Genomic DNA, 13,709 nt, shown 5'->3' on the forward strand with positions numbered 1-13,709 from the left:
TGGCGAGTATCAGCCCCAGACGAGGGCGATGCGCCTGCCGTCGATCTCATGGACCGGTACATCCATACCGAAGACCTCACTCAGACACTCCCGGGTCATGGTCTCCTCGGGGGTTCCTTGAAGGACGACTCGGCCCTGACGCATGGCGACGATCCGGTCCGACCATGCGGCAGCCATATTGATGTCATGCATGACAACCACGACCGTGCGCTCGAGCTCGTGGGCGGCAGCGCGTAGACGACGCATCATGGCCACCGAGTGGACCATGTCCAGGTTGTTGAGGGGCTCGTCCAGGAGCATATAGGGAGTCTCCTGGGCCAGCACCATGGCGACAAAGGCCCGCTGGCGTTGCCCACCGGACATCTCGTCGAGGTAGCGGTCGGCCAACTCGGTCAGGTCCATCCACTCCAGGGCATGGTCGACGATCGTCTCATCGTGCTCGGTGGGACGTCCCCGGTTGTGCGGATACCGGCCGAATCCCACGAGGTCACGCACAGTCAGTCGCACGGCGAGATGGTTGTCCTGCTTGAGGACGGACAGAACGGTGGCGAGCTGGCGTCCCGGGGCGGTGGCGACGTTCAGGCCACCGACTTCCACCGTGCCGGCGTCGGCTCCCAGAAGTCTTGCCATCACGGACAACAGCGTGGACTTACCGGCCCCGTTGGCACCAACCAGCCCGATGACTCCGCCGGCCGGCAGGTCGAGGTCGACGTCGGAGAGCACCTGACGCTCACCGTAGGACTTGGTAAGGCTACGAACTGCGATCACGAACGTCTCCTGGAGCTGATGATGAGGGCGATGAGGGTGAGCCCGCCGAGGAACTCGATGATGACGGACAGGACGTTGTCGGCGTCCAGGACATGGGCCAGCACTGTCTGCCCGGTCACGAGGACGAGCATGGCGACAAGTGCCGCCATGGGCACGGTGACCACATGGCGGTTGGTACCGGCAGCCCAATAGGCCAGGTGGGCGACGAGGAGCCCCAGGAACATGATCGGCCCGACCAGGGCCGTGGACACGGATACCAGCACGGCCACCATGACCATCACACGCTGGCTGATACGACGGTGATCGACTCCGAGTGCGGTGGCGATATCGGGCCCGAGAGCCACGACATCAAGCGCCCTCAGGTCCCGGATCGCCAGTATCGACACGGTGGTGGTCAGGACCAGCGAGAGCACGAGCAGATCGGGGTTGATCGATCCGAAGGAGGCGAAGAGCCGGTCCTGAAGGATGAGGAAGTCGTTGGGATCCAGGAGCCGCTGGATGAAGGTGATCCCTGAGCGCAGGAAGGTTCCCAGCACGATGCCCAGTAGCACCAACGTGGTCACCGAGCGCCTGGCACCGAGCACGGCCCCCATGAGCGCCACGGACACACCGATCATCACCAGAAGTGTCAGGACGAAAGCCCCCAGGTCCGGCAGCGAGGAGAGTCCCGCCGCCCCCAGCACGAGAAGAAGAACCACCTGCAGCAGGGCGTAGAGCGCATCCAGACCGAGCACGGAGGGTGTGAGGATCCGGTTGCCGGTAACCGTCTGGAACATGACGGTGGAGACGCCGCTGGCCCATCCCACACACAGCATCGCCCCGAGGGAGGGCAACCGGTAGGGCAGGACCAGAAGCGGGTCGAAGGCGTTGATGACCAGGAAGACGCCGCTGGCCACCAGCACCAGGAGCAGAACAACCACCAGGCGGAGGACAGAACGCCGGTTCTCCCGGCGACGACGTCTGGAGAGCGCGTCAACCACGTTCCACTCCTCGCAGGATGAGCACGGTGAAGACGCCGGCGCCAACGACCCCCATGATGACGGACAGCGGAACCTCGTAGGGGTAGCGGACCACGCGTCCGACGACGTCGCACCCCAGCGTCAGAACAGCACCACCGACGGCAATGACCGGAAGACTCCGACGCAGATTGTCCCCCATGAGCCGGGAGACGATGTTGGGTACCACGAGCCCGAGGAACGGCAGGCTCCCGACCACGACGACGCTGACCGCCGTCATGACGGCTGCGGCCATGATCGTGAGGTTGATGGTGCGGTGATAGCTCAGCCCGAGCCCGGTGGCCGTCTCCGCCCCAAGGCTCGCCACAGTGAGGCGGTCGGCGGCGAGATAGAGCAGCAGGACGATGAGCGCCACCAGCCAGAGCAGCTCATAGCGGCCGGCCAGCACCCGGGACAGGTCGCCGGCCGTCCAGGAACCTAGTGACTGCAGCAAGTCGTAGCGCCAGGCCACGAAGGTGGTACCCGCTCCGACCACGCCACCGAGCATGAGGCCGATCAGGGGGACCGTGACGTCATCGGACGTGCGCCGGTGGGGCAGCAGTCGCAGGAGCCACAGGAAGACTGCCGAGCCCGCTACCGCGCATGCCGAGGCCACCAGCATCTTCGCCAGAACACTGGTGCCCGGTGCGAAGAGAGCCACAAGCAGCAGCCCGACGACGGCGAACTGAGTCGTGCCTGCCGTGGTCGGGGACACGAAACGGTTGCGCACACTCATCTGCATGACGGCGCCCGCCACAGCGATGCCCGAACCGGCGAGGACGGCCGCCAGGGTGCGCGGCACTCTCGAGACCATGAAGAGGCGCATGGAGCGGCCCTGCGAACCGGTGCGAACCAGATCCACCGGATCGAAGTCTGCCACTCCGATACACACCGACACGAGTCCCAGGACGAGCAGAAGCAGAAGGCCACCGACCAGGAGCGACAGGCCCGACCGTCGTGGCCTGTGTTCCCAGGCCGCAACGGGGTTCCTGGGGCTCATGCGGACAAATCGCCCTTGATCTCCTTGGCCATGCGCAGACTGACTCCGAATCCGGCGCCCAGGAGGTACCAGTCGGGGCCGTCAAGGTAGTAGACCTTGTTGTTCTTCCAGGCATTGGTGGCGGTGACCAGCTCGTTGTCGAGAATCTCCTTGGCCGAGGAGCCCTCTTGCTCGATGGTGGCGTCGCGGTCCAGGACGAAGAGGACATCAGGGTTGGCCTGCCCGATGAACTCGAAGGAGACGGCCTCGCCGTGGGTCGCCGCCTCGATGTTCTCAACAGCGGGGGTGACACCGAACTCGTCAAAGATGACGTCAAAGCGGGAGCCCTTGCCGAAGGCACTCACTTTGCCGCCGGTGGTGAGAAGGCACAGGCCCTTGCCGGCGTTCTTGGCCACCGTGGCCACCTGAGCGGCAGCATCGGTGAACTCCTTGACCTTGGCCTGCGCCGCGCTCTTCTTTCCGAAGATCGAGCCGAGGATCGTGGAGTGGCTGGTGAGGATCTCCGTCATCGACGCGGAGGGCTCGTTCTTCTTGCCCTTGTCCCCGTTACCGCCCTGGCCACCCTGATCGGGGCTCGCGGCCGCCGTCGCACTCGCACCCTGCGGCTTGACAGTCATGTCAATGGTGGTGAACTTGCTTGAGAAGTCCTCATAGGACTTGGCGGTCCGGTTCGCCACGATCACCAGGTCCGGCCCGACCTCGGCGATGGCCTCCTGCTTGGGCTCCTTAAGGCCGCCCATATCCTTGTACTTATCGTCCTGGAACTGGGACAGGGACTTGGGCAGGTTGCCACCGGTCTTGGGGATGCCGACGACGAGGTCGGCCAGGCCCAGTGCGGCCATGGAGTCCAGGACACCGTAGTCGAGAACGACAACGCGCTGGGGCGCCGCCTTGATCGTGGTCTCCCCTTGGGCATGCTTCACGGTGACCGGGTACGTCACCGCCTCCACGCTCGATCCGGCAGAGGCGGCGCCGGTCCCGGTGCCTGACGAGCTCGAGGACTTCGAACCACAGGCGGACAGAGCCAGCAGACCGGCTGTGGCCGCGGTCGTGGAGAGCAGCTGACGGCGGGACGGAGACATGGGCATCAGGATTCCTATCTTCGTGGGCGACAACCGAGTACGGGTCACAGGCACACAACTACTAAGGGAAGGCTTACCTACGGTATTTAACCGTATCATACCCAGGACAAAGCGGTGGGGCCCACGCAGTTCGCGTGGGCCCCACCGCCGAGAGATGTGCTGAGGAACGTCGTCCGTCCAGCCAGGGACCTCAGTCAGTCCTCGTCGTCGTAGTCCTCATCATCGTCATCATCGCTGTCGTCGTAGTCGTCGTCATCCTCGTCGTACTCGCCGTCGTCGTAGTCCTCATCATCGTCATCGTCGTCCTCATCGTCGCCATCTGAGTCGAAGGCCTCGAAGGGGAGCTCGATGCCGTATGCGGTGAACAGCGAGTCGTCGTAGGTGAAGAAGGCGTCCTGGAGGGCGTTCTCGGCCGCGACCACGGCCGGGGAGAGCTCGTCACCGGTCGCGGCAGCATCCAGGTGCGCCTCGAAGGCGGCAATGAGTCGGTTGAGTGCGGACCGCGGATCGTTCGTCATGTGGGACACACTACCGGCTATCCCCCGCGCAGCGCACAGGCGAACGGCGTTGCCCGGCCACGTCGACCCGATCAGGCCTCCGACTCGACTCCCAGCTCCTGACGGATGAAGCCCAGGAAGAGGTCCTCTCCCTTGATCTTGCTGGTCTCTTCGGGGCCGACGACGACGCGCACACCGTCGCGCAGGATCTGGGAGGCACCGCCGTCGGGCCCCAGGGGCAGGATGATCCGCTCGGTTCCGGGCGTGTAGGTCGCGGAGGGCTCGCGGCCCGCGATCATGTCGGCGATGTTGCTGGCGACCACTCGGGCATGGGCGCGGGCGGCGTCGGCGCGCTTGGACTCGCGCACGTCGGTGATGTCTCCGATGGCCCAGACACCGGGGTGGTCCACCACGCGCAGGTACTCGTCGACGCGGATCGTGCCGTCGTAGTGGCGCACCTCGTCATAGTCCTCGCTGAGGAATCCGGTGGCGGCCGCCGAGCCGTAGGCACGGAACCACATGTCGGCCTCGAGCTGGCGCCCGCCCTGGGTGGTGACCCGGAAGGGCGAGAGCACGCCGACGTCGACCGGGGGCAGGAAGCTGAGGGAGTCACCGGTGAGGATCTCCACTCCGCGCTGGGTGAGCTGGTCGGCGATGGCCTCACGAATCTCCGGCTTGTAGTCACCGGCGGGCAGAATCCTGTCGGCGGCCTCCAGCATGGTCACCTTGACCTGCGGGAAGGCCGAGGTGATCTCACCGGCCAGCTCGATGCCGACGGCGCCGGCGCCCAAGATGAGCACTCGCGAGGACTGCTCGAGGTTGGCGTGAACGCGCTCGATACGGGCCTTGGCGATGACGGAGGAGGACTCCATGTGCTTGGCGGGGAAGGGGTAGGCGGTCCCGGTGGCCAGCACCAGGTAGTCGGCCTCGATCTGCCCGTGACCGGAGACCTCGACGGTGGTGCCTCGCACGGTCAGCGCCGTTCCGTGAACGACGCGCCCGTTGGTGAGGAGTTTGTCGTAGGGCAGGAAGATCTTCTCCGCCCAGTCACGGTCGACCGCAGCGCGCAGCGCCGCGGCGTGGCTGACGAAGGTGTCCTTCTGCTCCACGAGGGTGACCTCGGCGACGTCGTCGAGGGCCTTGGCGGCGGTGATGCCACCGTATCCACCGCCGACGATGGTGACGCGAGCCATATTGTGTTCCTTCCGGTGATGAGAGGGTGAAGAAGCGAACTGCGCCCGTCAGGCAAGTCCGCGACGTTGAAGAAGAGGCAGGATGCCGGGTTCACGCCCAGTGAAGGCCCGATAGGAGACCAGGGGGTCTCGACAGTCGCCGCGGGAGAGGAACTCGCGACGGAAGATCTCTCCGGCCCGACGATTCAGGCCGAGATCGCCGTCGATCGCGCCGTCAGTGGTGAACCACTCGATGGCATCGGCGTCCATGACCTCGCTCCAGATGTAGGCGTAGTAGGCGGCGCTGTAGCCCCCGGCGAAGACGTGGGAGAAGTAGATGGAGCGGTAGCGGGGAGGCACGAGCGCGTCATCGACTCCGGCCTGGGCCAGGGCCCGGTGCTCGAAGTCCTCCACCTCGGCAACGTCTCCGGGAACCTCGTCGGGGGCCAGAGTGTGCCAGGCCTGGTCGAGCAGAGCGGCCCCCAAGTACTCGGTGGTGGCGTAGCCCTGGCCGAAGGTGCCCTGGCCGCGCAGCTGCTCGGCGAGGTCGGAGGGCATGGGCTCGCCGGTGTCCACGTGGCGCGCGTAGGAGGACAGCACCTCGGGGTGAAGCGCCCACTTCTCGTTGACCTGGCTGGGGAACTCGACGACGTCGCGGGGCACGGCCGTTCCGGAGGCCGAGGGGTAGCGGGCCTGGGAGAACAGGGCATGCAGAGCGTGCCCGAACTCGTGGAAGCACGTAACGACCTCATCCCAGGTCAGCAGGACCCGGCCGGAGGTGGGCTGCTCGATATTGCAACAGTTGATGACGACCGGCTTGCGGCCGGTGAGCGTTGAGCCGGTGACGAGGCTGTCCATCCAGGCGCCGCCGGACTTGCCCGCCCGGGCGTAGTAGTCGCCGACGAACAGACCCAGGACCGGCGCCTGGGCGTCCTCACCGTCGCGCACCTCCCAGACCTTCACGCCCGGGGCGTACATGTGCTCGGCCAGGTCCTCGCGCTCGTGGAAGGTGATGCCGTAGAGGCGGTTGGCGGCGTAGAAGACCCCCTTGGTGACCACGCTCCACAGCTCCAGGTAGGGGGCCAGCACCTCGTCGTCGACGCCGAAGCGCTCCTTGCGCTCAGCGGCCTCGTAGAGGGGCCAGTCGGCGGGCCCGAAGGTCTCACCGGCCTGGGTCTGCGGATCCAGGTCCATGCGGGCGGCGTAGACCTGAGCGTCAGCGCGGGCGTTGTCCATGGCCGGCGTAGTGAGCCGGGCGAGCAGCTCTGAGACCGCCTCGGTGGTGCGGGCGGCCGACTCCGCGGCCACGAGGGCGGCGTGGTGCGGGAAGCCCAGGAGGACGGCCCGTTCGGCGCGCAGCCGGGCGAGTTCCAGAACGATGCCGCGGGTGTCGCCGAAGGCGCCCTGCTCCCCCAGCCCTCGACTCATGGACGTCTTCAGCAGGGCGAGCCTGGCGCCGTGGGGCCGGGTGGTGGCCAGGGCCGGCGGCACCGTGACGTTGGTGACACCGGCCGCGTGCATGGCCTCGGTGACCAGGACGGAGAAACGCATCTTGAGCGCGTTGACGCGGGCGTTGATCTCCTTGAGCGCCTGCGTGTCCGCTTGGTCCAGGCCGACGCCGTTGCGTTCGAACTCCTCGACGGTCAGGCGGATGAGGCGGGCGGCCTCAGCATCGATGACGGTGCCGTCGGCGTCGCGCGCGGCCTGCCCCTCAGGGGCTTGGGACACGAGCTCGTCGAGCGCCTTGAAACGTCGGTAGAGACGAGAGTCGAGGTGATAGGCGTCGGAGTGGGCCGCCAACTCGGGGGCCAGGGCCTCCTCGAGCTCGTCGAGGTCCGGGCAGTCGGTGGCGGAGGTCAGAGCGTCCAGCACCGTCAGCGCCCGCTCCAGCAGCTCTCCGGATCGCTCCAACGCCTCGACGGTGTTGGCGATCGTGGGTGCGTCCTCGTTGGAGGCGATCGCCTCCCACTCCTGGCGCTCGGCAGCCATCCCGGCGCGGATGGCCGGTTCGATGTCGGCGTGGTCCACGGCTGTGAAGCCGGGCAGGCCGAGATCGAGCGGCCATGGCTTGGCGAAGACGTTCGACTCCGGGAGGTCGGTGCCGTCGGTGGTCTCGCTCATGGGCCCATCGTGCCATGAGCCCAGGGCATCTCAAGCACAACCTGCAGACATTCGTGGGTCATTGGTCCTTATCGGAGGGCTTGAAGAGCTTCTCATCGGGCGGGTTTCCCGCCGCTAAAGACACAATGAGCTCGGCGATGTCGGGCTCATCGGGATTGCGGCTACGGCTGTCGACAGCGCGGTTCGCCCACCATCCGTCCACGGCCAGCAGCGCCACGCGCTGCATCGCGGTGAGCTCGTCCACCTCGCCGATCCACTCGTCGCGCAGCACGTCCCAGGCCTTCTTGATCGTCTCGGCCTGCGACGTCGTCGAGAGCATGAAGCTGACCTCTCCGGGGAGGATCTCGCCGTCGAGGACGGAGCGCGTCAGGGCCTCGATGCGCTCGGTGCGGCTCGCCTCGTCTAGTGGCTTGCCCAGTGCCTCCAGCGCCTCGGCTCGCCACCGCTCCTGGAAGGCCGCAGCGATGCCCTCCAGGAGCTCGGTCTTAGTGCGGAAGTGGTATATGACTCCACCTCGGGTCAGTCCGACGTGCTCGGCCAGGGCGTCGAAGGTGAGGGCATCGAAGCCGTCTCGGTGGGCGAGCTCGAGCGCCCCAGTGATGATGCAGTCCCGTTTCGAGGTTCTCATACGGTCTCCTCACTCGCCTCGCTCGTGGCCGGAACATGGCGTGCGGCCATGACGCCCGCGCCCAGGAGGATGACGGCGGCGATCACGGCCGTGGCCTGCATGGCGCAGGTGAACGCCTCCCGGGCCTGGACCATCAGCCCGACCTGCCCGGGGTCGCTCGGGTCGATGGCACCAGCCAGGGTGGCCAGGGACTGCTCGGCGGCCTCGGCCACCCGCTGCGGAAGACTGGAGGGGGCGGGCCCGAGCAGCAGCCGGTAGCCGACGTCCTGAATCGTGCCGAGCACCGCGATCCCCAGGGCGACGCCCAGCTCGAGACCGGTCTCGGAGATGGCCGAGGCCGCTCCTGCCCGGTCCGCCGGCACCGCCCCCAGGACCGCTCCGGTGGAGACCGTGGAGGCCAGGCCGATGCCTGCGCCGATGACGAGCAGACCGATGCCGATGACCATGATCCCGCCGTAGGACTCCCCCAGCGCGACCACGACCAGCCCCACTGCGGCCACCAGCAGGCCGATTCCGAGCGCCCGGCCGTTGCCCAGCCGGCGCACCACCACGGCGACGGCCGCGACCACAACGATGGAGGCCAGTGACGCGGGCAGCTCAGTCAAGCCGGCTCGGAGTGTGGAGTAGCCCCGGACGAGCTGGAGGTACTGGGAGAAGAAGTACAGCAGGCCGGCCAACGCGAAGATCGCCAGGACGCTCGTCGCGATCGCCCAGGTGAATGCCGGCCGCCGGAAGAGCTCGACGTCGATCAACGGCGTGGCCAGCGTGCGCTGACGCCTGATGAACAGCCAGCCGGTGGCCAAGCCGCCGACCAGTGCTGCGATCGCAACGACGGTGAGGCCATCGTGCGCGAAGGACTTGACGGCGTAGGTGATCGGCACGATGGCCAGGACCGACAGGACCACTGAGGCCAGGTCCACCGGGGCTCCCTGAGCGTTCTTGGACTCCGGCAGGAGCCACAGGCCCGAGACGATGACCGCCGCCATGACCGGGACGTTGATGAGGAAGACGCTGCCCCACCAGAAGTGCTCGAGCAGGACTCCGCCCACCAGGGGCCCTAGGACGGTGCCACCGGAGCTGCCGGCGGACCAGATCGCAATGGCGGTGGTGCGGTGGCGGGCGTCGGGGAAGATGTTACGGATGAGGGAGAGGGTGGAGGGCATGATCGTGGCGCCGCCGACGCCCAGAAGGGCTCGGGCGGCGATAAGGGCTCCCGCGCTGGGAGCGAAGGCCGCCATGATGCTGGCCGTTCCGAAGCCGAGCGTCCCAATGAGCAGGAGGCGTCGCCGACCGATACGGTCGGCGACATTGCCCATGGTGACCAGCAGACCCGCCAGGGTGAAGGAGTAGATGTCACCGATCCACAGCAACTGGCTGGCCGTTGGGCTCAGGTCCGCACTCAGCGAGGGGATGGCCAGAGCCAGCACCGTGGAGTCGATGGCCAGCAGGGTCACGGCCAGGGTCAGGACGGCCAGGGCCGCCCAGGCGCGAAGTCCAGGAGTACGAGTCACGACCAGAACCATACTATACACACAGTATAGTTATGGCCGCGTCGCAGGGCTCCTCTCAGCGCAGGCGGCGACGGCGCAGCACAGCCTCCACATTCGGAGGGAAGTAGTCCGGCCCCTTGAGGACCTTGCCGTCCTCGCGGTAGACCGGCTTGCCGTCGGCACCCAGCTTGGACATGTTGGAACGCTGCACCTCGGCGAGCACGGCCGCCAGGTCGATCCCGGTCTCCAAGGCCATGCCGTAGATGACGTAGATGAGGTCCGCCAGGGCGTCGGCAGCCTCGACGGTGTCGCGAGCGCCGTCGTCGGCGGCCACGGCGCGGAGGTAGCTCGACTCGAGCTCGGCGCGTGCGGCCTGCCCGTAGACGGCGCCGACGAGCTCGGAGAACTCCTCGGCGATGAGACTCATGCGCATGTCGAGGCTCTCTCGCTCGAGGTTGGCGCCGTCGGTCTGGACGGGAAGTCCGTAGACGTGGTGGAAGCGGCGCACCAGGGCCTCGGGATCGTCGCCCTCCCTCTCTCCGACGCCGTCGTGAGCCACCAGGGGAAGGACACCGTCTGAGTCAACGGGGCCATCCCAGGGGGCGCGCGGCTCACGCGGGTCGTCGGGCAGCAGGGTGGCGATCCAGCCGTCATGGAGCCGACCGTCGTTGGGCAGGAAGCGGCGCACTCGCCCTTCCCGCTGGAAGCCGAGGGACCAGGCGACCTTCCAGGAGGCCCAGTTGGGCACGGAGCCGTGGCTCGTCTCATGGATGTCGCAGCGCCATCTCAGCGCGGACAGGCTTAGGGGGCCGTTCGGGTCGAAGGCCATATCGATGAGGGCGGCGACGGCTCGAGTCATGGTTCCGCGCCCACGCGCCGCAGCAGCGAGCCAGTAACCGACCTCGCCGGTCCGAGCGCCCTCAGGGCCACTCAGGGTGATGCCGAGCATGCCCACCAGGTGCGCAGAGGCACCGGCGTCGGCCTCGCGGATCGCCCAGGTGAGCTCGCGCCCCTCGCTCCAGCCCTTGGCCACGACCTGCTCGACGAAGAACTCGGCGTCGCTACGTTGGTAGTTGCGAGGGACGAAGGTCCACTGCTGAATGTCCGCATCCTGGCAAATCTCGGTGATGCAGTCGAGGTCGTCACCGGTCGGGACCGACAGGACGAGTGCGGGCAGGTCGCCGTGAGCAGCAACGGTCATCTCAAAGGAGTCCATGGAGGCCGATGCTAACGCCTCTACCTCGCCCCACTCGTGATGATCCGCTCGAATTCCTCTCCCAGGTCATTTCATGGGCCTATGCTCGAGGATGATGTCCCCTAACGAGAAGAGCCTGAGTGACTACCGCCCCCACGCCTGAGAGCCGACGCCATGGTCCCGCCATCCCCCACTGGATGCTGCCCTCGGTGCGAGTACGCAGACGCGGCGATGTCATCACGGTCGAGCAGCGGGTCCCGGCCCGTGTGGAGAGTATTCAGACACGCAGCAGTTACGACTCACCTCGTCGCGGCTACGTGAAGCACCATGACATTCCGAGCTTCGAGTCCGGCCTGGGATCCCCGACCGGCCTTGCCCTCGTCAAGGAGCGTCTGACTGTTCCGGCCAGTGCGGCGAGTGAGCAGCAGGTTCGTCAAGCCGTCGACCACGCCATCGCCGCCTACAACCCGGGCACGGCGGCGCTGACCGTTCAGCTCAGCCGAGATGCGCTGCTGCGACTGCTGCAGACTGTCTTCTTACTGGGAATAGCGGGATTCGGTCTGTACTTTATCGTCATCCCCTCCTTTCAAAGTACCTCAAGCGCGCCTCCAGGAGGTCCTTTCGCCGGTTTCCAAAACCTCTTGGTAGCCTTCTCCGGTATTTTGATCCTCATAGCGGTCGCCCTCGCAGTCGTCTGCGCTCGTACCGCATGGGCCCTGCGCACTCCGAGGTTCGTGGCAGAGGAGCAGTGGGGGCTGTTGCGTCAGACCCTGACCCAGCTAGCAGGCCAGGAGCCCGGCTCGTCGCGCCCCCTGGACATTGAGGCGGGTCTGCGCCGTGATCTCATCACTCACCCCAACGGAGAGTCCCTCGCGCGAGGAGTCACCCGTGACGGGCGCATAGGTCCCCCGTGGCCGGATGCCTATGACGTCGCCAAGCGCGTCAGACAGGGCCGGCGCGCCCTGGTCGGCATGACCGTCTTCGCCTCAGTCTTCCTGAGCGTGGGGGTTCTGATCTTCCTGCTGTTGATAGCCACCGGGCAGCTCACGCTCATTCCCTTGCTCTTCGGCGTCAGCATTTTCGGTGCGATCGTGTCCCACATCTCCAAGCGGTGTGACCGTCTCCTCGTGTCTTATCCCAGCACGATGCCAGGAGGAGAAGAGCCCCAGGAGCTCAGCTGGGCGGATATCGACACCGCCTCCTTGCCCGCGTGGTGCGATGCGCGCCGGCGCGAGCGCTACTGGAACCTTGTTGCGATCGTGTTCCTGGTTGAGTTCGTTGTGGCTGTCCTTGCCATATTCGCTTCTGTGATGCTGAATCAGACTGCGTTCTCGGCCGGCTCCTCCCCGCAGGATGCTCGCACCCACGCGCTGATATGGAACTCGGTCCTTGCGCTGGTTGTCATCGCTGCGGCACTCGCCACCGTTGTGATCGGCAGGCACTGGATTCAGAAGAAGGACAGCGAGCTGCGCCATCAAGCAGGACTGCTCTGAGCTCAGCCCCGCCGCTGACTCGCCACAGGCCTGCGGCGCAGGACCGGCCAACAGGAGACCATGATGAGGCCTCCCAGTAGGCCGTAGGCCAGAGCCACCCACAGCCCGTGATCGTCACCGAGCCGGCCGACAACGGGTGGCGCCAGGAGGCCCGCCAGGCGGGCCAACCAGGACACGATGGTCAGTCCCAGCCCGGGAGGAAGCCCTTCAACATCGTCAGCGGCGGAGTAGGTCACGGGAACGGCGACGGCGCACCCAGCCCCGGAGATCGCCATCCCCAGCAGCGTCCCGGGAACGGAGGAGAGCAGGAGGGCGATGCTCATTCCGAAGGTGACCAGTGCTCCACCCCAGGCGATCACGGCTCGTTGACCGACAGCATCAATGATGCGGTCACCCACCAGGCGCCCCACGATCATCGTTCCTTGGAGGGCCACCAACCCCAGCCCGACGTGACCGGCACCGGCGCCCTGTTCGGACAGGAGCAGGGAGGACCAGTTCATGGCCACGTCTTCGGGGAACATCGAGGCCGCGCATAGTAGCCCGACGACGAGGAGCACGAGGATCGTGACTGGTCCGACTCGACGAGACGATGTCGCCGGCCTCACCTGGGGGGCGTTGTCGAACTCCTTGATCTCATCGGGCTCGCGATCAGCGCGGTCATGGCCGGGTAGGAACCAGCCTGCGAGCAGGGGGCCTGTCGAGAGGACGAGCAGCACCACTGCCGTCAGGACCATGTGGGTTCCCACCCCCACTCCGGCTCCAGCCAAGGCCTGCCCCATGGCGGCTCCCAGAACCGCCCCCAGTGACCATGAGGCATGGAAGCTCGTCACGATGGAGGCGCCCCAACGGCGCTGGACCCGCAGCCCGTGTGCGTTCTGCGCGACATCGACAATGGAGTCCGTCCCGCCCACAACCAGCAGGCAGATCGCCAGGACGAGCCACGAACGGGCCAACCCAGCTCCCAGGAGAGCCAGGGCCACCACGAGCATGCCCAGGCTGGCCACCTTGGCCGAGGTCAGGCGGGAGATAAGCCAAGACGCGGCCAGCCCCGCCACGAGAGCACCAACGCTGGCTGCAGCCACCGCCTGCCCGAAGGCGCTCCTGCTCAGCCCCAACCCCTCCACGATCTCCGGGAAACGCGGCACCAGATTGGCGAATCCCAGGCCATTGGCCAGGAACACCAGGCTGACCCCGGCGCGCGCACGGAGCAGATCAGGACTGCGCCTCACATCAGAAGGACTGCTCGGTGAGGTGACGGAGTGCATGAA

General features: G+C 66.7%; 12 protein-coding genes. 1 reads left to right on the plus strand and 11 read right to left on the minus strand.

Annotated elements, in window-relative coordinates:
* Positions 1–9: 9 nt before the first annotated feature.
* The 10 genes from AXE84_RS11520 to AXE84_RS11565 all read right to left on the minus strand — a co-directional run bounded on the left by AXE84_RS11520 (position 10) and on the right by AXE84_RS11565 (position 10,969).
* Positions 10–768, minus strand: coding sequence for an ABC transporter ATP-binding protein (locus AXE84_RS11520; protein ID WP_060957968.1), 759 nt, complete (start codon positions 766–768; stop codon positions 10–12).
* Positions 765–1,748 (minus strand): iron chelate uptake ABC transporter family permease subunit, encoded by a 984-nt coding sequence (locus AXE84_RS11525; RefSeq protein WP_150116275.1) that lies wholly within the window; start codon positions 1,746–1,748, stop codon positions 765–767. The genes AXE84_RS11520 and AXE84_RS11525 overlap by 4 nt, the downstream gene beginning before the upstream one ends.
* A complete protein-coding gene (locus AXE84_RS11530; RefSeq protein WP_081093166.1) occupies positions 1,741–2,763 on the minus strand; it encodes an ABC transporter permease in 1,023 nt (340 codons plus the stop codon). Before AXE84_RS11530 ends, AXE84_RS11525 begins: the two co-directional genes overlap by 8 nt.
* Positions 2,760–3,851, minus strand: a complete 1,092-nt coding sequence (locus tag AXE84_RS11535; protein ID WP_060957970.1) for a siderophore ABC transporter substrate-binding protein — start codon at positions 3,849–3,851, stop codon at positions 2,760–2,762. The genes AXE84_RS11530 and AXE84_RS11535 overlap by 4 nt, the downstream gene beginning before the upstream one ends.
* A gap of 188 nt (positions 3,852–4,039) precedes the next feature.
* On the minus strand, positions 4,040–4,363 hold the full coding sequence (locus tag AXE84_RS11540; protein ID WP_010615133.1) for a hypothetical protein: 324 nt from the start codon (positions 4,361–4,363) through the stop codon (positions 4,040–4,042).
* Positions 4,364–4,434: 71 nt separating this feature from the next.
* Positions 4,435–5,535: an NAD(P)/FAD-dependent oxidoreductase gene (locus AXE84_RS11545; RefSeq protein ID WP_010615132.1), complete on the minus strand. Its 1,101-nt coding sequence runs from the start codon at positions 5,533–5,535 to the stop codon at positions 4,435–4,437.
* A 48-nt stretch (positions 5,536–5,583) separates the two neighbouring features.
* The gene (locus AXE84_RS11550) at positions 5,584–7,635 is read right to left on the minus strand and encodes a M3 family metallopeptidase (protein WP_060957971.1); all 2,052 of its coding nucleotides are present in this window, start codon (positions 7,633–7,635) and stop codon (positions 5,584–5,586) included.
* A 58-nt stretch (positions 7,636–7,693) separates the two neighbouring features.
* Entirely contained in the window at positions 7,694–8,263 is a 570-nt protein-coding gene (locus AXE84_RS11555) for a TetR/AcrR family transcriptional regulator (RefSeq protein ID WP_060957972.1), read from the minus strand.
* A complete protein-coding gene (locus AXE84_RS11560; protein ID WP_060957973.1) occupies positions 8,260–9,786 on the minus strand; it encodes an MFS transporter in 1,527 nt (508 codons plus the stop codon). Before AXE84_RS11560 ends, AXE84_RS11555 begins: the two co-directional genes overlap by 4 nt.
* Positions 9,787–9,829: 43 nt before the next feature.
* Positions 9,830–10,969 (minus strand): bifunctional GNAT family N-acetyltransferase/nucleoside triphosphate pyrophosphohydrolase family protein, encoded by a 1,140-nt coding sequence (locus AXE84_RS11565; RefSeq protein ID WP_060957974.1) that lies wholly within the window; start codon positions 10,967–10,969, stop codon positions 9,830–9,832.
* Positions 10,970–11,088: 119 nt separating this feature from the next.
* Here AXE84_RS11565 and AXE84_RS11570 point away from each other — a divergent pair, with 119 nt between their 5' ends.
* Positions 11,089–12,441 carry a hypothetical protein gene (locus AXE84_RS11570; protein ID WP_060957975.1) on the plus strand — a complete coding sequence of 451 codons (1,353 nt, stop codon included), beginning with the start codon at positions 11,089–11,091 and terminating at the stop codon, positions 12,439–12,441.
* Between the two features lie 2 nt (positions 12,442–12,443).
* Here the strand turns inward: AXE84_RS11570 and AXE84_RS11575 are convergent, their stop codons facing one another.
* Positions 12,444–13,706 (minus strand): MFS transporter, encoded by a 1,263-nt coding sequence (locus tag AXE84_RS11575; protein ID WP_060957976.1) that lies wholly within the window; start codon positions 13,704–13,706, stop codon positions 12,444–12,446.
* Positions 13,707–13,709 lie beyond the last annotated feature (3 nt).

Source organism: Actinomyces oris (assembly GCF_001553935.1).
In the GTDB taxonomy this organism is placed as follows: Bacteria; Actinomycetota; Actinomycetes; order Actinomycetales; family Actinomycetaceae; genus Actinomyces; species Actinomyces oris_A.